The organism is Synechococcus sp. H60.3, from assembly GCF_047462295.1.
GTDB lineage: Bacteria > Cyanobacteriota > Cyanobacteriia > Thermostichales > Thermostichaceae > Thermostichus.
On sequence record NZ_JANSIY010000043.1, the window covers coordinates 1 to 20159 of the forward strand.

General features: G+C 61.2%; 16 protein-coding genes. 3 read left to right on the forward strand and 13 right to left on the reverse strand.

The annotated features are described in order from the left end of the window. Positions 1–401: 401 nt before the first annotated feature. From NW841_RS06355 to NW841_RS06365, 3 genes are all read left to right on the forward strand, one after another. Entirely contained in the window at positions 402–1502 is a 1101-nt protein-coding gene (locus tag NW841_RS06355) for a phosphotransacetylase family protein (RefSeq protein WP_414385869.1), read from the forward strand. Between the two features lie 391 nt (positions 1503–1893). After that, positions 1894–2421: a ribonuclease H family protein gene (locus NW841_RS06360; RefSeq protein WP_414385871.1), complete on the forward strand. Its 528-nt coding sequence runs from the start codon at positions 1894–1896 to the stop codon at positions 2419–2421. A gap of 97 nt (positions 2422–2518) precedes the next feature. After that, positions 2519–4165, forward strand: coding sequence for a DUF3352 domain-containing protein (locus NW841_RS06365; RefSeq protein WP_414385873.1), 1647 nt, complete (start codon positions 2519–2521; stop codon positions 4163–4165). 42 nt (positions 4166–4207) lie between these two features. Here NW841_RS06365 and NW841_RS06370 read toward each other — a convergent pair whose 3' ends face one another. The 13 genes from NW841_RS06370 to NW841_RS06430 all read right to left on the reverse strand — a co-directional run bounded on the left by NW841_RS06370 (position 4208) and on the right by NW841_RS06430 (position 19868). Then, on the reverse strand, positions 4208–4945 hold the full coding sequence (locus NW841_RS06370) for a response regulator (RefSeq protein ID WP_414365154.1): 738 nt from the start codon (positions 4943–4945) through the stop codon (positions 4208–4210). 66 nt (positions 4946–5011) lie between these two features. Beyond that, positions 5012–5791 carry a sensor histidine kinase gene (locus tag NW841_RS06375; RefSeq protein ID WP_414365156.1) on the reverse strand — a complete coding sequence of 260 codons (780 nt, stop codon included), beginning with the start codon at positions 5789–5791 and terminating at the stop codon, positions 5012–5014. Between the two features lie 95 nt (positions 5792–5886). Continuing rightward, positions 5887–7413 (reverse strand): sensor histidine kinase, encoded by a 1527-nt coding sequence (locus tag NW841_RS06380; protein WP_414377076.1) that lies wholly within the window; start codon positions 7411–7413, stop codon positions 5887–5889. A 99-nt stretch (positions 7414–7512) separates the two neighbouring features. Continuing rightward, positions 7513–8499: a pentapeptide repeat-containing protein gene (locus NW841_RS06385; protein ID WP_414377116.1), complete on the reverse strand. Its 987-nt coding sequence runs from the start codon at positions 8497–8499 to the stop codon at positions 7513–7515. Between the two features lie 198 nt (positions 8500–8697). Continuing rightward, positions 8698–10218, reverse strand: coding sequence for a hypothetical protein (locus NW841_RS06390; RefSeq protein WP_414385875.1), 1521 nt, complete (start codon positions 10216–10218; stop codon positions 8698–8700). A gap of 190 nt (positions 10219–10408) precedes the next feature. Beyond that, entirely contained in the window at positions 10409–11557 is a 1149-nt protein-coding gene (gene rsgA, locus NW841_RS06395) for a ribosome small subunit-dependent GTPase A (RefSeq protein WP_414385877.1), read from the reverse strand. Next, positions 11554–11817 (reverse strand): sulfurtransferase TusA family protein, encoded by a 264-nt coding sequence (locus tag NW841_RS06400; RefSeq protein WP_414385878.1) that lies wholly within the window; start codon positions 11815–11817, stop codon positions 11554–11556. Before NW841_RS06400 ends, rsgA begins: the two co-directional genes overlap by 4 nt. Further along, the gene (gene dnaJ / locus NW841_RS06405; protein ID WP_414365165.1) at positions 11814–12995 is read right to left on the reverse strand and encodes a molecular chaperone DnaJ; all 1182 of its coding nucleotides are present in this window, start codon (positions 12993–12995) and stop codon (positions 11814–11816) included. Before dnaJ ends, NW841_RS06400 begins: the two co-directional genes overlap by 4 nt. 115 nt (positions 12996–13110) lie before the next feature. Next, positions 13111–14919, reverse strand: a complete 1809-nt coding sequence (dnaK, locus tag NW841_RS06410; RefSeq protein ID WP_414365167.1) for a molecular chaperone DnaK — start codon at positions 14917–14919, stop codon at positions 13111–13113. A 184-nt stretch (positions 14920–15103) separates the two neighbouring features. Further along, on the reverse strand, positions 15104–15844 hold the full coding sequence (grpE, locus tag NW841_RS06415) for a nucleotide exchange factor GrpE (RefSeq protein WP_414365169.1): 741 nt from the start codon (positions 15842–15844) through the stop codon (positions 15104–15106). A 151-nt stretch (positions 15845–15995) separates the two neighbouring features. Further along, complete coding sequence (locus tag NW841_RS06420; RefSeq protein WP_414385879.1) at positions 15996–17657, reverse strand: bifunctional metallophosphatase/5'-nucleotidase; 1662 nt, start codon at positions 17655–17657, stop codon at positions 15996–15998. A gap of 63 nt (positions 17658–17720) precedes the next feature. Further along, complete coding sequence (locus NW841_RS06425) at positions 17721–18941, reverse strand: DUF445 domain-containing protein (protein WP_414377083.1); 1221 nt, start codon at positions 18939–18941, stop codon at positions 17721–17723. Between the two features lie 63 nt (positions 18942–19004). After that, positions 19005–19868, reverse strand: a complete 864-nt coding sequence (locus NW841_RS06430; protein WP_414385880.1) for a hypothetical protein — start codon at positions 19866–19868, stop codon at positions 19005–19007. Between the last annotated feature and the right edge of the window lie 291 nt (positions 19869–20159).

Consider the following 20159-nt stretch of genomic DNA (forward strand, 5'->3'; position numbering starts at 1 on the left):
GGCAGAAGAAGAGACAAAAGCTCTGCTGCCAAGCGGGTGAGGAAACCCCACCCGCCTACGCGGTGGGGTAGTTCATTGCCTGAGCAAAAGCATCCAGAGTCGCATCCAGCTTGGCGGCTTGCGACACAGACACCTTGAGCTTGCAGGAGATAGTCAGGACTTGAGTCCTGTCACAGTTATCCGTCGTCCGCATTCCTCCCGGCCCTGACCGGCCCCCCTCCCCCCGTATACGGGGGTACAGGGCGGGGCTCCTGCGGTTTCTAGCTGACCAGAGGACAAGGAAATCCAAAGGGGGAGACCAGGGATCAGACCCGAGGTTTCCCCCGAGCGGCCTCCGCTAGACTGAGTAACAGGTAACTTCAGCCACACCCTCGTTGTCCCTTGCGTACTGGGAGCTCTCCGTGTCCAAGTTCCTCCTAATCGGTTCTACCGAACCTTTCAGCGGCAAGTCAGCGGCTGTCTTGGGTTTGGCCAAGCATCTGCAGCAACAAGGAGTGAAAATTACTTATGGGAAGCCGCTCGGATCTTGCGCCCGGGAGAATGGATCCCCGGAAGGGATGGATCCGGATATGCGCTTTGTAGCGGATACGCTGCGGCTGACCCAGATGCCCCCCATGCTTTTCCAGCTCGACGAAGACGCTTTGCTGACCCATATCCAGCAGTCTCTGGGGGAGCCAGATCCCGTGTGCTCTGTCGCCCCTTTGCGGGAGTTTGCCGAGGGATCCGCTGCAGATTTGATCCTGCTAGAGGGCCCAGCCGATCTCTATGAGGGAGAGCTGTTCGGCCTCTCCTTGGCCAAAATGGCCCAAGCCCTGGAGGCGTCGGTGCTGCTGATCAGCCGCTACCACTCTCCCTCAGCCGTCGATTCCCTCCTCTTTGCCCATCGCCAACTGGGATCCCATTTGGCTGGCGTGCTGCTCAACGATGTGCCGCCCGACCAGATGGAGCCGGCAAAGACCATCGTTCGACCCTTCCTGGAGGGGCAACGGATCCCGGTTTTGGGCATTTTGCCCTCCCACCGCATTTTGCGCAGCATCAGCGTCGGCGAGCTGGCGCGGCAACTGGAGGCGGAGGTGCTCTGCTGCCCGGATCGGATGGACTTAATGGTTGAAAACATTGCCGTAGGAGCAATGAACGTCAACTCCGCCTTAAAGTACTTCCGCAAGCTGGAGCACAAGGCGGTAATCACCGGCGGCGATCGCACCGATATTCAACTGGCCGCCCTGGAAACTTCCACCCTCTGCCTCATCTTGACGGGCAAGCTGCCTCTGGATCCCCGCATCCGGGCGCGGGCCGAAGAGTTGGAAGTACCGATCCTCTCCGTGGATCTGGATACCTTCACCACTATCAATCGCATCGAGCGGGTTTTCGGCCAGATCCGCCTGCACGAGGAGGTCAAAGTCCGCTGCATCCAGGAGTTAATGTCAGCGAATTTTGACTTTTCCCGCCTTTATACCCATCTGGGCCTGACACAACCCCTAGTGTCAGCGGCAGGCGCATAAAAAAGATGGCTGGATCTTCTCTACATCTAGCGCTTAGTAAGGCATCTGTTCAGAGAAAAAACACTATTGGTGACCAAGAAGGAATAGAGTTTCTCTACCGTCCTGATTTCTAGTGTCTGGCGCTTTCTCACATTTGCAAGGATTTCTGCAAGAAAACGCAGAGATCGTTCGCCATTTGCGTCTACCCACCAGCTTCAGGAGATATCATGCAAGTATTCATCACCTCAACACACCACTCCTCCCCCAGCTTTTCTGGGGGTTTTTATTCGCGCTTTTTCGCCAAACAACTCGGCTTCTGATACCTCTACATATGCTGCCGGTAGCGCGAAAGGATACTTTTCCAGGGCTATCCACAATAGCCGACGGCGCTGACACGCCTCCAGAGGATAGAATGCAGTTTCTGGTGTCGGTTAGGGATCCCATCATGGCCAAAAGCTCACACCTGGGCAACCGCCAAGTAGCGCGACGGCTAGCTGATTGCCCCCGTAGTGGCATTTTTACCGACGGAGGATGTTCTCCCAATCCAGGGCCAGGGGGATGGGCGGTGGTGGTGGTTGAGGATGACCAGATTGTGGATGAGTTTTACGGAGGGGATCCCGCCAGCACCAACAACCGCATGGAATTGACCGGTCTCATTCGGGCCTTGCAATACTGCCGCGATACCCAGGACAACTGCATGGACACCATCTACAGCGACTCCCATCTCTGTGTGCAGACCTACAACGATTGGATGGAGCGCTGGGCAGCGCAGGGGTGGCGACGGCGTACGGGGCCGGTGGAAAACCTGGACTTGGTGCAAGAGCTGTATCAACTGAAACGGCAGTGCCCGCAGGTGCGGGTGGCCTGGATCCCGGCCCACCGAGGTCTGCGCTGGAACGAATATGTGGATGAGCTGGTTGCCCGCGCCCGACCCAAGTAACTAATTTCTACAGAATTTCGGCGGGCGGGCCTGGGATCACAGACAGCCTTCGAGTTCATCGCTTATGCTCAAGAGGACGGCTCGTTGCAGGTGTGGTATGCAGGCCCAACTTTATCGTCGCCCTCGTCCGTTCTCCCTGACATTGATGGCGGTGGGGGGCTCTTGGCTTTTGGGCTCCTGCCAGCTTAGGGCACCCCAGGTGCAGTTGCCCGGCGATGTTCTGCCGGAGACGGCGCTGGTTCCCCAATCGGCACCCCTAGTGTTGGCCTTTTCCACCAAACCAGAAGAGGCGCTGCGTACCCACCCTGACCTTTTGGCCCGTTGGGAGAGCTGGACGGCAGAAGCTTGGGCCAGCACCGGCCAGGAGTTCTCCCGCGAGGAGATCCAGACCTGGGCCGGGGATCAATTCACGCTGGCGGTGGTGATCCCCAACCTGGTGCCGGGGGCTGCGGAACCGATGCCTGGGATCCTCTTTGGAGCCAGCACCCGCAACGCCGATCTGTCCAGGCAATTCCTGGCCCAAGTGCGGCAACAGGCAGAGGCGGAAGGGGCCAACTTCGAGCAGCGCCAGGAGCAAGGGGTGACTCTCTACGTGCAAACCAATGGGGAGCCGGGCGAACGGTGGGTGACGGCCGAGTTTGGCAGCCGTTTCGTGGCCCTGGCCAACGATCCCAAGGTGATGGAGCAGGCAATTGCTGTCTATCGCGGCCAGGCGGAGCCCATTAGCCGCGCCGAAGGCTTCCGCACTGCCGTGGGCGATCTCTACCAGAAGCCGGGCACCTTGGCTTTTGCCTACTTCAACTTCCAGGCTTTGCAGGAGGATCCCGAGTCTTTCCGAGATTGGACGCGGGACTGGGATCCGGTGGAGCTGGGATCCCTGCAGCCGCTGCGCTCTTTGGCTATGGCTGCCCACTGGCGGGAGCAGGGCCTGCAGACGCGCCTACTCACCCAACTGGATCCCCAAACCCCGCTGCTGGGCAAGTGGCAGACTGCCCGGGGCGAGCTGATCCAGCGGTTGCCCGGCAATGCCCTGCTGGTAGTCACCACCCAGCAGGTTGCCCAACGCTGGCAGGCGGTTGTGTCGGAGCTGGAAGAGGATCCCCAGGCCAAAGAGTCCCTGGATGAACTGCGGGCCGAGTTCCGCACCAACACCCGCCTGGATCTGGATCGAGACCTGATGGCTTGGCTGGATGGGGAGATGGCCTTGCTGGTGGCGCCCGATGCCCAGGCCCACCCCCTCTTGCAAGGCATGGGGGCGGCTTTGATCATCGAGAGCAGCCAAAAAGACAAAGCCAACGCGGCCCTGGCCCAGTTGGATCGGCTGGCTCAGGAGTCGGGCGCGCGAGTAACGGAAGCCGATGGCCAGGTAACCTGGGCGGATCCCTTGTTTAACCGTCCGCTTCTAACCCGTGCCTGGGAAGGCAACTACCTGATGGTTACCACCAGCACGGCGGCGCTGCAAAGCCTTGCCCAGCGCCAGGGCCATCTGCTTCCTCAAACCGAGCCGCTGAAAACCCTCTACAACCAGTTGCCCAAGCCCAACTACGGCTACTTTTTGCTGAATTGGCGAGGCCTCCGCACGGTGCTGGAAGCCGCCTTGCCGGGTGGGCTGGCCAACGTAGAGCCGGAAGCCCGTGAGCTGCTGACCCGCATCGATGGGATAGGGATCACCAGCTACCCCGCCGGGGAGCATGCTTTTGGGCTGGAGCTGCTGGTTACCGTGCCGCCCCAGCCACAGCCGTAAGCTCCTTCTCCCCTCTCCCAGAGGGAGAGGGGGGGGTGAGGGCTACAACCGGATCAGGCCGTAGGTGAGGGCATAGCGCACCAGCTCGGTGCGGCTGCTGGTGCCCGTCTTGTTGAGGAGGCGGGTGACGTATTTTTCCACGTTGCGCACGCTGGTTTGCAGTTGTTTGGCAATTTCTTTGTTCATCAGACCTTCTGCTACCTTCTCCAACACCTGCTGTTCCCGCGGCGTCAGCTCCACCTTAATCGGTGGGGGTAAAGGAGTTGAGGTGGGGGGCTGAGAGGGACTGGTCGGGGGGAGAGTTCGCTCCGACAGCAGGGCGCGAATCGAGGCCAGCTCGCGGGCCACCACCTCCGAAGGGCTGGCCGCGCGCGAGCGCTCAATGAGATTGGAGACGATGGCCACCAGCTCCTCCGGATCGAAGGGCTTGGGCAAATAGGCATCGACGCCGGCCCGGTAGCCCTGGATGCGGTCGGCAGTCATGCCTTTGGCGGTGAGGAACACCACCGGCAGATGGCTGTAGGGCTCGAGTTTTCGCAATTGCGCCAAAAATTGGTAGCCGTCCATGCCCGGCATCATGATGTCGGAGATAATTAGCTGGGGCTGGGCCGTGCTGAGCAGTTGCAGAGCCTGCTGGGCATTGGCAGCCGGGATCACCTCAAAGCCGCTGTCTTCTAGGTAGGCTTGCACTGCTTCCCGCAAGCCTGGCTCGTCATCTACCAACAAAATGCGGGCCCGTGCCGAGGCAGGTTCCAATTTGGCTTGAGCGGAGGGGGCCATTGGGCAGCTCCTGGATAGCTTCAAGATTTTGGCTGGGAGAAACATCCCTGCTCACATTTTCAAGCCCTACTGGGCCGTGGGCAATCTGAGGCGGAAGCAGGAGCCCTGGGGGGAGCTTTCCACCTGGAGATCTCCTCCCATTTGGGTGGCTAAGTCGCGGCTAATGGCCAACCCCAGCCCCTGCCCAGGCTTGGTGAGATCAGCGCGAAAAAACGGATCGAAGATCCGCTCCAGGTTCTCGGGATGGATGCCGGGGCCGTTATCACAGACGGCGATCCACACCTCTTGGCGAGAGGAGGCGCTTGAGCCTCTTGCTTCCTCGGTGAGCTTGACCTCCACCCTGAGCTGGATGTCGCCGGGGGGCGGGGTGTACTTGCAGGCGTTGTCGATTAAGTTATCCAACACCTGGCGCAGGGCGCGGGGATCCGCCTGTACCGGCGGCAGGGAAGGGGGAAGAACGGCCTGAAAGCGATGTCCCTGTGCTTCCGCCAGAGCCTGATAGATGGGGATCCACTCCCGGAGCAGGTCGGCCAAGGCAAGTGGCCGCAGGTGGAGAGGGGCTGGGATCCCGTCCAAGCGCTCGAGCTCCGCCAGCAGATCCTGCAGATGCCTGCACTCTTGCTCAATGCTGAGGCCAATCCAATGGTTGCGATCGTCGGGGGGCAGACGCTTTTGCAACAACTTGGCCAACGTGCTCAGGGCAGTTAGAGGATTGCGCATCTCGTGGAGCAAGGTGGAGAGCTGCTGGGCAGATAGGGTGATCCCCCCGCCAGGCCTGGGATCCCCGCCCCCACAGACGGGCTCAGGCTCTGGGTGAGGTTCGGCAACTTTTTTCGCTCTCGGCATGGATCCCCTCTCTCAACTCTCCTGGAGCAAGCAAATCGATCCTAGCCCCATCCTCCCTGGGATTTGCCACTTCAGACCGGCTCCAGGCCGGCGGACTAGAGCTGGCGAGGTAGGTAGATGTTGAGGATTTCCCCCCGATGGGCGCGGTGGCGCACAGTGAGGTAGCCCCCCAAGGCGCGGAACAGGGTTTGGGTAACTGCCAGGCTGAGGCTAACGGCGCCTGTATCTGGCTGTACCACCAACAACTGCCCAATTGCTTGCGGCGATTTGGGCTCTGGAGCAGCAGCGGTGCTGCTCCCTTCTGGGGTGTCCACTTGAAATTGCAGTTTGACCAGTTCGCCAGCGCTAACCAATTGGGCGCGAATGTGGCTGCCGGCAGGGGTGCTGCGGGCAAGACGGTCGATCATCCCGAACAGCACCGCCTCCAGCGCCTTGGGATCGCTAACTACATCGGGCAGCTCATCAGGGATCTCCAGCTCCAGGTGGGATCCCCGCCGTTCCACCTGTTCCTGCCAGCGGGGCAGGTTTTGCCGCACCAAGTCCACCAGCGCAATCGGCTCCAGTTGCAACCGACGTCCCTCGCCTGGCGTGGCAGCGGACATGACCGTTTCTGTGGCCTGGAAAAACAGACCGAAACGGTTGATCTGCTCAGTACACTCGCGGTCGATCTTCTCCACGTATTCCCGCACCCGCGGTGGCAGGTCGCGCCGCTTCAGGATGAGGCTGACCAAGGTGCGGATGGTGCTGAGGGGCGTCTGGATCTCGTGGATGAGAGCCCGCAACAACTCCGCCTCCGAGAGGCTGCTGACTTGCTCTGGCTCGGCTTGGGGAGCGGAGGAGCGGCCGTGGGCGGGAGGCGCAGGCGCTGGCGAGGAAGCGGAAGATGAAGAAGCCGGGATCTGCCTTGCTGCTGGTGGCGGTGGAGGCGCAGGGGCAGCCTCCTGTTCTGCCCTGGCAGGGGGCAGGCAGGCGGGCGGGGATCCAAACTCGGCCAGGTTACCCAGCAGAAGGAAGCTGCTGAAGCGGGCCAACACCCGTACATGCGGCTTCATCAGGGGATAGCGGCGAGCCAACTCCTGCCAAGCGGCGAGCCGGTCTGGCCTGCCCTGTTGAACCCGTTGCTCCAGGCTCTGCCAGGCTCGTCGGATCACCTCCGGCTCGAAAGATACCATCATCCCCCTTTGCCGGGTGTGGGGATGGTAACCCTGGGCGGCTACTGCCGAAAAAACAGGGGTGAGCAGCAACAGAAAAGGCTCCTCCACCAGTGGATCCCGCGGCAGCAGAGGGATCACCGTCTGCCCAGGGGTGAGGATTGACTCAGGGGAAAAATCCGGGCTGAACAACCAGGGAGTTTCCCGTGCCGGCTCCCAAGAACGGCGGGGAGGATGCAGCGCATCCATGGGCAGGGGCAGTTGGGGCAAGGGATCCCGCACCACCCAAGGGGGCCACCAGGAGACTGGCCCCCCGATCACCACTCCAAACTGTCCCACCTCTTGCCATAGCTGGAGCAGGGCTGCCACCGTCTGCTGCCAAGAGCGCTCCCCCGCCCCCGGCAACCATTCTGGCAAGGGTAGAGCAGCCCACAAGGCTTCCATCAAGGACAGAAATCGGCGGCTGTTCACGGATCCCTTTGATCCCACCCTTCCCCTGTAGGCTAGCGGTTGTGGTGCTCCCAGGACAGCGGAAAACCTCACCTTCTCCAGGGCGGATCCCCGCCTTGCTCACCCAATCCGTCCATCCGGCAGGGTTGCCCCGCGCAGGTTGGCTCCCACGAGGTTGGCCGTGCTGAGGTCGGCGCGGGTGAGGATGGCCCCGCGGAGATCGGCATTTTCCAGGTTGGTGCGGCCCAGATAGGCATCCACCAGGCTCGCTGATCTCAGATCGGCCCCGGCTAGGTTGGCCCGACTCAGATCCGTCCGCGCCAGCTTGGCCGAGCGCAGGCAGGCGGCGGAAAGATCTGCTCCCGCCAGATCCGCCTCGCTGAGGTTGGCCTCCGTCAAGTTGACCTGGCTGAGCATAGCTTCCTTCAAATTGGCCCGCCCCATCTGCACCCCCTGTAGGTCTGCGCCCAAAAAGGAAGCCCTTCTCAGGTCGGCGTTGCTGAGGATGGCCCCGCGCAAACAGGCTCGCTGCAGGTTGGCTCCCTGTAAGTGGGCTCCAATTAAACTGGCCTCTTTGAGATTGGCCCCGCTCAGGTCAGCTCGCGTCAAATCTGCTCCCGCCAGGTTGGCCCCGCTCAGGTCGGCGCGGCTGAGATTGGCGTTGCGCAACACCGCTCCCCGACGGCTCTCGAATCGCAAGTTGGCCCCCCGCAGGCAAGCCCCCCCCAAGTTGGCACTGGTGAGGTTAGCCCAGCGCAGATCCGCATCCAGCAGATTGGCATCCAGCAGCAGGGCCAGGGTCAGGTTGGCCCCATGCAAATCTGCCCCCTGCAAAGTGGCGCCGTGCAACTGGGCATCTCTGAGATCCGCCTCGCTCAAGTCCGCCTGGCTGAGGTTGGCCCCCCCAAGGTTAGCTCCAACGAGGTTGGCCTTCTGCAGCTTGGCCCGCCCCAGAAAAGCAAAGATCAAATTGGCGCTGTGCAGGTCGGCTTGTGAGAGATCCACCCCGATTAAATCGGCCCGGCTTAGATCCAGGGCGGCTAGGTTTTCGCCCGCAAAGTTAGTGCGTCCTGCCCGGTAGAGGCGGAGCAGCTCCTTGGCATCCATAGGCAGAGAGGGGGGATCTGAACTGGTGGACATTCTAGAAGAAAATCACGATGTTTCCCTACCGCTCTGCGCCGCCCTCACCCCAGCCCCTCTCCTTTTGGGAGAGGGGAGTTAGAGCGGCGCATTGGCGACAGGGTATGGAATCCGAAGCCGATGGCTATGAGTGCTAGACGGGATCCCCAACAGGGGGTTTGGCCCTCAAACCAGCCCGAACAGACGGCGCTCTGCCTCTTCCATACGTTCCAACAGAGCCGCAAATTTCGTAGAGATCTCCTCCACTTCCTGCAAAAAGGTGCGCAACGTCTGGTACTTGAAAACCAAGGCTTCTTCTAGGGGACGGCTCTGGAACTGTTCGTCCAATGCCTGGCCCAGCTCGCTCAGGGCATTTTCAATGGCGGTTTTGATCGCGCCAATGCTGCGCCGCACCAAGCGCATCACTTCCTGCTCCAACTGGGGCTTTTGGCGGGCCAGCTCGCTGGTGGCCAGCACCTGCCGCAGAGCGGCATAGGGATCCCCCACCTGAAGCGGCATCTCGGCCATCTCTCCTGGCTGTCCCCCACTGCCAGCGGGCCGCAGCAAACTCCACTCCGATTGCTCCAGCTTACTCAGGATCCCTCTGAACAGGGCAGCGGATCCCTCTACGTCTTTCAGAAGGCCGCGCAGCACCTGGTGTTTGAGGCTCAGGTATTGGGCCGGAGCCTCGTCCTGCAGCCCCTCATCCAGGGCGTTGCCCAACTCGCTCAGGGTGTTCTCGATGGTGGCCATCAGGGATCCAGCGCTACGATGCAGCAGTTGGCGGCAGGGTTCTGGAAGCTCTGGCGCCAGGACGGCAGGGGCAGAAAAAGCAGGGGGCTCGGCTATTGCTTTCCCATCGTTCGGAATTTCGGACTCCAGCCAGGTGATGTGACTGGACTCCGTCCCGCCGGTGCCGACGGCATTTTCCCCATTGAGCCAATCGAGATCGGCGGCACAGCTCTCGGCAGCTAACCCCCCACCAGCCATCGTTTCTTGGGACACGTAAACGTAGAGGGGCTGCAGCATCTGCAGCACGGCGTTAGCTGCTTGGCTATCCTGCTCCGGTTCCTGGAGCTGCTGCACCGCCTGTTGCAGCCGCGCTTCCAGCTCCTGCGGGGAGTTGCAGGCGTCGTAAAGGGCTCTGAGCAGCTCGTCGAGACTGTAGCGCCGTAGGGCCGCCAACCCTTGCACAGTGGGCTCTAGCTTGTGGTGCAAAGCTGTGAACAAAACCAGCTTGGCCCGCAAGGGACTTGTCTGCTGCATCACCCCTGCCCGCAACTCGAACGGGTCGTAGTCTTGCTTGTGCAGTTGTAGGCCACCGTATCCCAGAGGTAAGCTGGGCGCAGGCGCCACCCAAGCGGGCAGATCTCCGACTGAAGCAGTCAGAGGGCTGCCGGGCTCCGATTGAGACTGTTGGTAGAGGGGCTGGAGCTTGCTCAGGAGCATTTTGGCGACGCGGGCGTATTCAGCCTTCTTGTTGATCTGGTTGATGGCGTTGCGAAAACACTGGCCCAGAGCCTCAAGCGTGGCGTGCTCTCGGCAGAGCTGCTCCAACAGCGCCTTCAATTCCTCCTCGTTCAGCTTGCTGGCATTGCTTTCCCAACTGCGGGTGCAGGTGAAGTAAACCAACTTTTTCACCCGGTCTGCGTACCCGTCCCGCTGCACTTCTTGCACGACAAGGCGAAGGGGATCCGAGACTGCCATAGGGAGCTGCCCAGCGGAGGTGCGTGTATCTAAAACTACTAGGAAGGCTCCTCTGAGGCCCTTCACGATGGCTTTTCTGAAAAGCATGGCCTGCGAGGTACTACCATCATGAGGCAAGCGGCTGGGGCGATCAACCGCTGCCAAAAACCCGGCCGTCGGCAACAGCTCCCAAGAAAAGCTATGTCCAGATTCAACCGTTCTGCTGGCCGAGCTCGGGATCGGACAGGGTCTGGCGGCCCTGCTTTCGAGAAGAGGGTCGATGCCGCGGGAGAAGACCTCGGCTGCTCTTTTCCCCGTAATGCTTGGAGAAGATAGGGTAGGCGTCCTGGCGAGGGGGGGCGGAATCCATCGATTGCGCCTCCTGAAGTTCGTGTAAAAGCTGTAAGTAGAACGCTCGCCGCTCCCAGTCCAGCTCCCGCAGCCCACAGCCCGGCTCCCGATCGTGCAAGCAATCGCGAAACTGACAGGTGCCCAGCCGCTCCCTGACTTCGGGAAAGCAGCCAGCTAGCTGCAAAGGTGCAACGGGTGGGATCCCTTCGCCGGCATTGAAGCCGGGCGAATCGGCAATCCAACCGCCCTCCGGCAAGGGAAACAGCTCTATGTGGCGGGTGGTGTGCCGCCCCTGGCGCAACTTCTCCGATACTGCCTGGGTGGCCAGCCGCGCCTCCGGCAGCAGCCGATTGAGCAAGCTGGATTTGCCCACCCCTGAGGGGCCGGCCACCACCGAAATCTGATCCCGACAGCGGCGGCGCAGCTCGGGGATCCCTGCCTCAGTAAGGGCACTGACCAATAGAGGCTCATACCCCCACCGCTGCAGACGCTGTCGCCAGCTCTCTGCCACCGCCGCCTCTACACAATCGCACTTGTTGAACACCACCTGAACCCGCAGGTGGCTGGCCTCGGCCTGTACCAGCAGACGGCTGAGGGCATTGGGCTCGGGCTCCGGATCCGCTAGAGCCACCACCACCAAGACTTGGGTTATGTTGGCGATGGCCGGTCGAGGCAACTGAGTTCGCCGCGGCAGAATGGCCTCAATTGCCCCCCGCTCCGGCCAGAGAGAGTCGGCAACCGGCGGCAAGCTAACCTCCACCCAGTCCCCCACCATCACCTGCTGCCCCATCTTTTTCAGCTTGGCCCGAGCAGTGCAGAGAAGCTCAGCCGGCATCGGCTTTTGGGCCGGGAAATGCGTCTCGATCTCAGGAAAAAGGGCAGCTAGCTCAGGATCGATGCGCACGCGATAAAAGTTGGCCTGGGCGGCGCGCACCCAGCCGGTGCAGGCGGATCCCTGACCCCCCTCTCCGGCGGCCTGTCCCGCTCCATCCCAGCTCAGGTGGCTCATGCCGAGTCCCCGCGGCGCACCCAGAGGATGTGATGCCCCTCCGGCGCAGCTTGTTGGCCTTCGATGCGATGGCCGGCCATCGCCAAGCTATTGGGCACCTGCTCCAGCGGCTCCCCCGCATCCAGCCACAGCTCCAAAACCTCCCCCGGGGCCATGCGTTCCAGGCGTAGCTTGGCCCGCACGTAGTTAAGCGGGCAAGGGATCCCGCGTTGATCCAGAACCAGCTTCACCTCCTGGGGGGGAATTGCCTCCGCCGTCATTCTTCTTCTCGCTCTCGGTTGCCGGGCATTTGGGCCAGCCCCCGCAACAGCCCGCCCAAGAAACCGTCCCGCTTGTTGATGCGTTCCCCATGCAACTCGGCCAGGCGCAGGAGCAGTTCCCGCTCTTCAGGGCTGATGCGGGTGGGAATCTCCACCACCAGGGTGATTTTGTGGTCGCCCCGCAACATCGGATTGCCAAGGCGAGGTACCCCCTTGCCCTCCAGAGTTAACACCGTACCCGGCTGGGAACCCGCCGGAATGGTCAGCTCCACCTCTTCCTCCAGGCCCGCCTTCGAGTCCACCGTGGGCACTGAGACTTTAGCCCCCAAAATGGCCTGCAAATAGCTCACCCGTACCTCCGAGAGAATGGTAAGGCCATCTCGCTGGAAGTCGGGATCTGGCTCCACAAACAGGTAGACGTAGAGATCTCCCGGTGGGCCACCGCGCCGACCGGCGTCCCCCTCGCCAGAGACCCGCAGACGGGTGCCGCTATCCACACCGGCAGGGATGTTGATGCGCAGCTTCTTGGTGGTCTGAACCAGCCCCTCCCCATTGCAGTTATAGCAGGGCTCTTCCAGCACCTGGCCGGCACCGCCGCAGGTGGGACAGATCGAGACCTGGGTAAAATTGCCAAAGGGCGTGCGGGTGGCCCGCCGCACCTGACCAGCGCCACCACAGGTGGGGCAAACTTTCACATTTGTGCCGGGCTTAGCCCCGCTGCCCCCACAGACCGGGCAGACCTCCAAGTGGCTGATGCGAATTTGCTTTTCGCCCCCAAAGATGGCCTCAAGAAACTCCAATTTTAGGTCAAAGCGCAGGTCATCCCCGCGTACTGGCCCCTGGCGGCTGCGGCTGTAGCCAACTCCCCCTCCCGCAAAGTTGGTGAAGAAGCTCTCGAAAAGGTCAGCGAAGCCACCGATTCCGGCAAAATCCTGGAACCCGCTGGCTGCTGCTGCTCCGCTTAGCCCTGCCTCGCCATAGCGATCGTAGCGAGCCCTCAGCTCGTCATCGGAGAGCACCTCATAGGCGCGGTTGATTTCCTTGAAGCGATCCTCAGCCCCTGGCTCTTTGTTGACGTCAGGGTGATACTTGCGGGCCAGCCGACGATAGGCGCGCTTAATCTCTTCCTTGGAGCTATCACGGCTAACCCCCAAGATTTCGTAGTAGTCACGAGCCATAGAAGCGCTTCAGAGAACAAGGATGGAATGACGCCGGAAACACAGCTTAACGAATGGCCCAGGCAACGCCCCCTGCCCTGCCCCAGAGCTGAACAAAAGCCTTCGCCGAGCATTCTCAGCGGGTGCCATAGATCTCACTCCCCATCTCCAGGAGTACAGCCCGCAGCTCTTCCATTGCGTTCCGTAAAGTTGCTAAGTCTACGTTATCATCTGCCAGCAGCGCCCTCAATGTGCCTGCCGCCTGCGCCCCCCGCTGGAGGCGGATCTCGCTAAGGCGACTGCCGTGCTCCTGCAGGGTCTTCTCGTAGTTGTAGAGCAGGCTGTCCGACTGGTTGCGGGCCTCCACCAACTGCCGCCGGCGCTGATCTTCTTCGGCGTAGGCCTCGGCTTCCCGACGCATCCGCTCGATCTCGCTGCTGCTCAAGCCGCCGTTGTTGGTGATCTTGATGCTCTGCTCGATCCCCGTCCCCTTCTCGCGGGCCGAGACCTTCAGAATGCCGTTGGCATCGATATCAAAGGAGACTTCGATCTGGGGCACCCCCCGGGGAGCTGGCGGGATCCCGGTCAGTTGAAAGCGGCCCAAGGTCTTGTTGTCCTTGGCCATGGCCCGCTCCCCCTGCAAAACGTGAATCTCCACCACGCTCTGGCCGTCGGTGGCCGTAGAGAAGATCTGAGTTTTGCTGGTGGGAATGGTGGTGTTGCGCTCAATGATGCGGGTGAATACCCCGCCCAGGGTCTCCACACCAATGGAGAGGGGAATCACGTCCAGTAGCAGCAGGTCTTTCACTTCTCCGCCCACCACCCCTGCTTGGATGGCCGCGCCAAGGGCTACGGCCTCGTCGGGGTTGACGGAGCGATCCGGGTTTTTTTTGAAGATTTGCCGAATCTTCTCCTGAACAGCGGGAATGCGGGTAGAGCCACCCACCAGCAGCACGCGGTCGATATCCTCAGGGGAGAGGCCGGCATCCCGCAAGGCTTGCTCGGTGGGCTCGACAGTAGCTTCCACCAGATCCCGCACCAACTCCTCAAACTTGGCGCGGGTCAGCTCCACTTCCAGGTGTTTGGGCCCGGAGTCGTCGGCGGTGATAAAGGGCAGGTTGATGAGCGTAACCTGGGTGCTGGACAGCTCAATTTTGGCCTTCTCGGCCGCCTCCCGCATCCGCTGCAAGGCCATGCGATCCCGGGAAAGATCGATCCCTTCCGTCTCCAAAAACTGGCGGTTGAGCCAATCGACAATTCTCTGATCAAAGTCATCGCCGCCCAGATGGTTGTTGCCGGCGGTGGCTTGCACCTCGAACACGCCGCTGCCCAGTTGCAGCACCGAGACGTCGAAGGTGCCGCCACCCAGGTCGAAAACCAAGATACGCAGATCTTGATCTTGTTTGTCCAGCCCGTAGGCCAGGGCGGCCGCCGTCGGTTCGTTGATGATGCGCAATACCTCCAGTCCGGCAATGGTGCCCGCGTCTTTGGTGGCCTGGCGCTGGGCATCGGTAAAGTAGGCGGGAACGGTGATCACGGCCTGGGTCACCGGCTCCCCCAGATAAGCCTCCGCATCGGCCTTCAGCTTTTGCAGAATCATGGCGGAGATCTCCTGGGGTGTGTAGGCGCGATCCTGCACCACCACCTCCACCATGTTGTCCCGGCCGGGGATGACTTTGTAGGGAACTCGCTTCCGTTCTTCTTCGGTTTCGGCAAAGGTGCGGCCGATGAAGCGTTTGATGCTGAAGATGGTATTTTCCGCGTTGGTAACCGCCTGACGCTTGGCCAGTTGACCCACCAGGCGGACATTGTTCTTGGCAAAGCCGACGATGCTGGGGGTGGTGCGCCCTCCTTCGGCATTGGTGATCACCACAGGCTGCCCCCCTTCCAAAACCGCCACACAACTGTTGGTGGTTCCCAGGTCAATCCCGATGACTTTGCCCATACCGCTCTCTCCCCGTGCGTCAAATCCCAACCCAAGACGGATGCCACGGATCTCAACTTATTAAGAGCATTCTGCCCAGAATCCCGCAGAAACCTTCAGGCAGCGCTTCCGCCTCCGTAGCTTTACTGTAGCCTTTCTGGGGATGGATAGGCTCTGCTTGTCAAGGTTCGAGAGAGCAGTTTTGCTAAGGGTTTGGAGGGTTTTGGGGAGAGGTAGGAGTACTTTCGGGGCCAGTCTCGGCATCAGCCGTTGTGCTTGGGGAGGAAGGCTCAGGGTTTGGGCTGCCCGACGAGACAGCCACCATGGCATGGCGAATCACCAAGTCCCCCAGCTTGTAGCCCGGTTGATATTCAACGACCACCACATCTTCGGGGTACTCGCTGCTGGGCTGGCGGGCTATGGCCTCGTGCAGGTTGGGATCGAAGGGCTGGCCTACCGATTTCATGCGGGATACGCCCATCTTTTTCAAGCATTCCACTAGCAAGCGATAGACGCTTTGATAGCTGTTGTGCAGCTCCCGCTCGCGGTCGGTCTCCAGCTTCAACTGCTGCTGCGCCCGCTCAAAGCTATCCACAACAGGCAGGATCTCCAGCACAAATTTCTGCCGTTCTTTTTGGCTGAACTCCTCTTTTTCCCGCTGGGTACGCCGTCGGTAGTTCTCAAAATCGGCGTAGAGGCGTATGTAGGACTCTTCCTTCTCTTTCAGTTGCTGGCGCGTTATTTCCAACTCCTGCTGGAGCTGCTTTAAGGTTTCGCTGAGATCTTGAGAAGCCTCAGCGCTGGCTTCGCCGGAGGAGGTGCCAGCTTCCGCTTCACGGTCTTCCAGAATCAGCTTCTCCAGCTCTGCCTCCACGTCGATTTCCTCTTCCTGGAGTTCAGGATAGGTATCTTCTGGGGGCATCGGTTGCTTTTCTTCAGCAGTCATGGGTTATGTCGACAAGCGTGAGCAATAAGCAGTAACGTCGGGTGCCCACAGTTTGGCAGTCTCAAAACCATCGCCGCCATTAGCCAAACTGGGCTCTGTGCTGATCGTATTCTACCGACTCCTCTACCAGCCAGTTAAGGTTCCTGTTGTTCTAGCCTACCAGCAAGCTGTCCTGAGGCTGGCCCAAACACTGGGGAAAGTAGATCTCGGCCAAGTTGGGAATGAGGTGCCAGTTGTGGCTGTAGATGGGCTGGATGGGGGAATGGGTGTGAATGTGGCGGGCGAGAAAGTCGCGGATACTGTCGGCGGAGATCCAGAGGGTTTGGGCTTCTTGGAACATGCTGTAGCCCCCCCCACCGCCGGCGCGGTAGTGGTTGATGGCCAGGCGAAAGGTCTGATCCGGCTGCACCGGTTGGCCGCGAAATTGTAAGGTCACCAAGCGCTCGCCTACGGGGCGGGTGAGATCGAAGCAGTAGTCGATGCCGTGGTAGAGGTCGAAGGTGTAGCCGCGGGCTTCGGGGGCGACGACAGCGGCGGGATCCGCCGGGAGATGCTCGGGATCCAATTGGCGAAAATACCCAGCCGTCTGCTCAAGAGCGCGTCGCAAGATGTCGCCGGTGATCTCCAAGATGCAGAGGGTGTTGTCGTAAACGGTGAGGCTGTAGGCGTCTTGCAAAAAGATGGGGCCCGCTGCCAGGCCGGCACTGCTGCAGATGTTGACCAGGGAGAGCTCCGCCGAGAGGCCGGCCTCCCGTACCGCCTGCAATTGGGCCTGATGCAGGAGCTCTGCTAGGGGATTGGCCCCCAACCGGGCTGCCAGCCCACCGCGGTAGGCACAACGGGCGTGGCCAATGGGCTGGCGGATGTAGCGCAAGGTAGCTTGGTGGTAGGGCTCGGTGAGGGCCAACAGTTGCGGATCGGCCGGGATCCCTTCTGCAGCCAGCAACTGGGCGGTTTTCCCGACAACTTGCCAGCGTCCGCCGTGGCGCTCCAGCTCCAAAGACACGTGGGAAAGGTGGCTGCCCCAGTAGCCGGGCTGCACCACCAGGGCCTTGGCTCCCCCCAGGCCGGCAATGGTCTGGTGGGTATGGCCGGAGAGGATGACGTCGATGCCCTCCAGCTCTGCCAGGGCCAGCAGCTCGTTTTCCCCCCTCAGGCTTTTGTTGCTGGTCCAGCCGGAGCGATCTGGGTTGTGCCAGTGCTCTGGGGTGCGCAAAGGGGGCAATTGGCTGGGGCCGCTGTGCAGAATCAGCACCAACACGTCCACCTGGGGCCGCAACAGCGACAGGTAGTGCTGGGCAGTTTCCAGCAGAGGGGCAAAGCGCAGCCCCGCGATGTAGTCGGGCCGCTCCCAGGTGTCGATGCGGGGGGTGGTCAGCCCCAGCAGGCCGACGCGGATCCCGGCCACTTCTCGGATTAGATAAGGCCGAAACAGGGGATCCCCATTTTGGCGGAGGATGTTGGCGCAGAGGGTGGGACAGCGGAGATCGCTCACAAAATCCTGCAGAACCTGGGGCCCAAAGTTAAAGTCGTGGTTGCCCGGCGTGAAGGCGTCGTAGCCGAGGGCGTTGAGGGTATGGGCCATGGGGTGAGGGGAGACCCGCTCCACCTGAGCATAGTAGGTGCCCAAGGGGGATCCTTGAATGGTGTCGCCGCTGTCAACTAGCAGGACGGGATCCTCGCTGGCTGCTCGCACGCGCTTGATCAGAGTGGCCAGCTTGGCCAGGCCGTGCTCTGCGGGGCTCCCGGTAAAGTAGTTCCAAGGGTGCAGGTTGGCGTGGAGATCGGAAGTGTGGAGAATTGTTAACCGCATTCTAATATCATAACCGAAGCGAAAACTCCCATCCAAGCTCCCGTTTTCTGGGGAAGGGGGCTGTCACCTCAGCAAAAACAGCACCTGCACACAGCCCACCAAAAAACCCAGCAGCCCCCCCAGGTTGACGATGGCCTGCAGTTCTTGGCGCACAATTTGTTGGATGGCCTGCTCCAGCTGGGCCGGGGAAGTGGCGTTCACTTTGTCGGCAATCACCTGATCCAAGTTCAACACCGGGATCACCTGCATCATCAAGGATTCCAGATCCCGCTCCAGGTAGCGCTCCAGGATCAAAGCCAGGTCGGCGCTGATCTGATCGATGGAGGTGATCAACGCCTTGGAGTTGCGCAGGCGACCCAACACCAGGCTGGCCACTTTTTCCCAATCGATGCTCTCCCCCAGCCCCTTGATAACCTCTGGCCCTTGGCTGCGCAGGTAATCTTGGATCCCATCGCGGAGGGCACGACGCAACTGACGTACGGCGGAAACCGGCAGGTTTTGCAGGGAGAGGTTCTGCAGGATCTCGGTCAGGCGGCGGGGGGCGTTGATGTCTTTGAGCAGATCTTCCAAGATGGCTTCTGCCCCTTCCGGCTCCTCCAGGCAATAGGTGCGCAGGCGCAGTAGGGCGTTTTTGAGGCCAAACAAGTTGGCCACCACCCAGTAGGAGCCGGTGGCCCGCTCGCGAAATTCTTCATCCAAAGCTTCGATGTTGCGATCGGTGAGAAAGTCCACCAGGTTCTGCCGCAACACCTTGGGAGGCAGCGCCTGCTTCAGGATCCACTCCGAGAGCTGCCGGGCTTGCTCAGCGTTGAGGCGCAGCTCCAGGAGCACCTGGTCGAACAGTTGGTTAATCGGCCCCTCCAAAAAGGTCTCCTGGCGGGCAAGCACCTTCACCAGGCGGGGCAACGACTCGTTAAACAGATCGGCCAAGATGCGCGCCAGCACCTGCGCCGTTTGCTGCTGTTGCTCGGGGTTTTGCAGCCGATCCAAAGCCACCCCCAGCAGCCAGCGGATCCCTGCCTGCATGCGCTCAGTTCGCAGCAGCTTACGGGCCAGATTGTGCAGCTCCTCTGGCGTGAGCAGGGATCCCATGATGGTTTTGGCAATCTGCTTGGCCAGGCGGGGCTGGTTCTGCGGGATCAAGCCGGGAGTGAAGGGGATGCGCCAGCCGAAAACCCGGTAGGGGCGATAGGGCCGGAAGAGCATCTTGATGGCGATGTCATTGGTGAAGTAGCCAATCACCAGCCCGGCCAGCGGGGGCACGAAGTAGGTCCAAAGGGCCATGGAGCAAACTTGGGGGGATCTTCTCTACTCTACCGACCCGCTCCTGCTTGCTTTTTGTCAAGGCTACTGGATGATCAGGCTCTCGGCGAGTTCCAGCTCCACCAGCGTATTGGGCTGCAGCGTCACCACCCGGTCGATGTTGGTACTCCCTGCAGCAGCACCCGCCAGGCCGCCGGCTAAGATGGGCAAAAAGCCCCATCCCCCCGTGAGCACTCCCAAGGCCAATCCGCCCGCCGCCCCATAGCCCGCCCCACGGGCGACGGTAGTGCCCACGTCGGCGTTGCGATCCAACCTGACCTGGAGGGGTGCAGACTGGCCTCTAATGAGATAGGTGGAAGAGCCGATGGTGAGGCGGTTAGCCACAAAGCGGCTGCCGACGACCCGCTCTTGGGGATCGGCGCTCTCCGACTCCTGACCAGAAAACTTGAGTTCTCGGTAGATCGGCTCAAGAGTGCCCCACACCACGCTCCCCGCCGGGATCACCACCTGGCCAAAGCGATCCACCACCGGCTCGGAAACCTCCAGATTGGCGCTGATGGCCTGGTAAGGCTGAAAAGTAAGGGGGCGGTAAACCGTGAGGGGAATGCGGGTGCCGGCAGGCAACTCGCCCCGCGCAGCCCCGGCCAGGTTCCCCCCTGGACTGAAGTCGGGCCGCCGTTGATAGGAATAGGCCTCGCCTGGCGGAGCCTGTCCACCTGGGGCCGCTTGAACGGGCACCACCGGGATCGGATCCACAGCCGGAGCTGCGGGATCCAGCGGCATTTGTGGCACCTGAGGCACCGGTGGCAGGGGATCAGGGGTGGCAGAGCTGGGGGAAGATGGAGCGCTCAGCAGCGGCAGGGTGGGGACGGGATTCGGCTGAGGAGCTTGAGGAGTAAACTCAAACTGCTGGGCAACAACTGCAGCCGCCGCCGCAGCCCACAACATCCCACTCACCAGCCACCCGAAGCCAACCCTTTGCCACGATGGCAAAAACGGCTGCAACGCTGAGCTCATGGATCCCGTCCAGTCACAACTGGCAGTAGCTTAACATCCTGACCAGCTCGTGCCCACTAGATTTAGTAGAGGTTAAGGGGGCGGCGGCCCTTAAAACACTATTGAGACCTGTTGAAGGCCTGGACTGGGTTTTCCCTAGGGGCTAGGGGAAGGAGAGGGGGAAGGCTCCCCGCCAGCCTGGGGACTCGGCGTGGGTGTGGGTTCTGGAGTAGGGGTAGGTGT

Excerpts from the sequence above, each read along its gene's own strand:
- NW841_RS06390 (WP_414385875.1), bottom strand. The coding sequence starts at position 10,218 with ATGGCAGTCTCGGATCCCCTTCGCCTTGTCGTGCAAGAAGTGCAGCGG.
- dnaK (WP_414365167.1), bottom strand. The coding sequence starts at position 14,919 with ATGGGCAAAGTCATCGGGATTGACCTGGGAACCACCAACAGTTGTGTG.
- NW841_RS06370 (WP_414365154.1), bottom strand. The coding sequence starts at position 4,945 with ATGGCCCCCTCCGCTCAAGCCAAATTGGAACCTGCCTCGGCACGGGCC.
- NW841_RS06400 (WP_414385878.1), bottom strand. The coding sequence starts at position 11,817 with ATGACGGCGGAGGCAATTCCCCCCCAGGAGGTGAAGCTGGTTCTGGAT.
- NW841_RS06375 (WP_414365156.1), bottom strand. The coding sequence starts at position 5,791 with ATGCCGAGAGCGAAAAAAGTTGCCGAACCTCACCCAGAGCCTGAGCCC.
- NW841_RS06360 (WP_414385871.1), top strand. The coding sequence starts at position 1,894 with ATGCAGTTTCTGGTGTCGGTTAGGGATCCCATCATGGCCAAAAGCTCA.
- NW841_RS06420 (WP_414385879.1), bottom strand. The coding sequence starts at position 17,657 with ATGCGGTTAACAATTCTCCACACTTCCGATCTCCACGCCAACCTGCAC.
- NW841_RS06365 (WP_414385873.1), top strand. The coding sequence starts at position 2,519 with ATGCAGGCCCAACTTTATCGTCGCCCTCGTCCGTTCTCCCTGACATTG.
- NW841_RS06425 (WP_414377083.1), bottom strand. The coding sequence starts at position 18,941 with ATGGCCCTTTGGACCTACTTCGTGCCCCCGCTGGCCGGGCTGGTGATT.
- NW841_RS06385 (WP_414377116.1), bottom strand. The coding sequence starts at position 8,499 with ATGGATGCCAAGGAGCTGCTCCGCCTCTACCGGGCAGGACGCACTAAC.
- NW841_RS06430 (WP_414385880.1), bottom strand. The coding sequence starts at position 19,868 with ATGTTGTGGGCTGCGGCGGCGGCTGCAGTTGTTGCCCAGCAGTTTGAG.
- grpE (WP_414365169.1), bottom strand. The coding sequence starts at position 15,844 with ATGACTGCTGAAGAAAAGCAACCGATGCCCCCAGAAGATACCTATCCT.
- rsgA (WP_414385877.1), bottom strand. The coding sequence starts at position 11,557 with ATGAGCCACCTGAGCTGGGATGGAGCGGGACAGGCCGCCGGAGAGGGG.
- dnaJ (WP_414365165.1), bottom strand. The coding sequence starts at position 12,995 with ATGGCTCGTGACTACTACGAAATCTTGGGGGTTAGCCGTGATAGCTCC.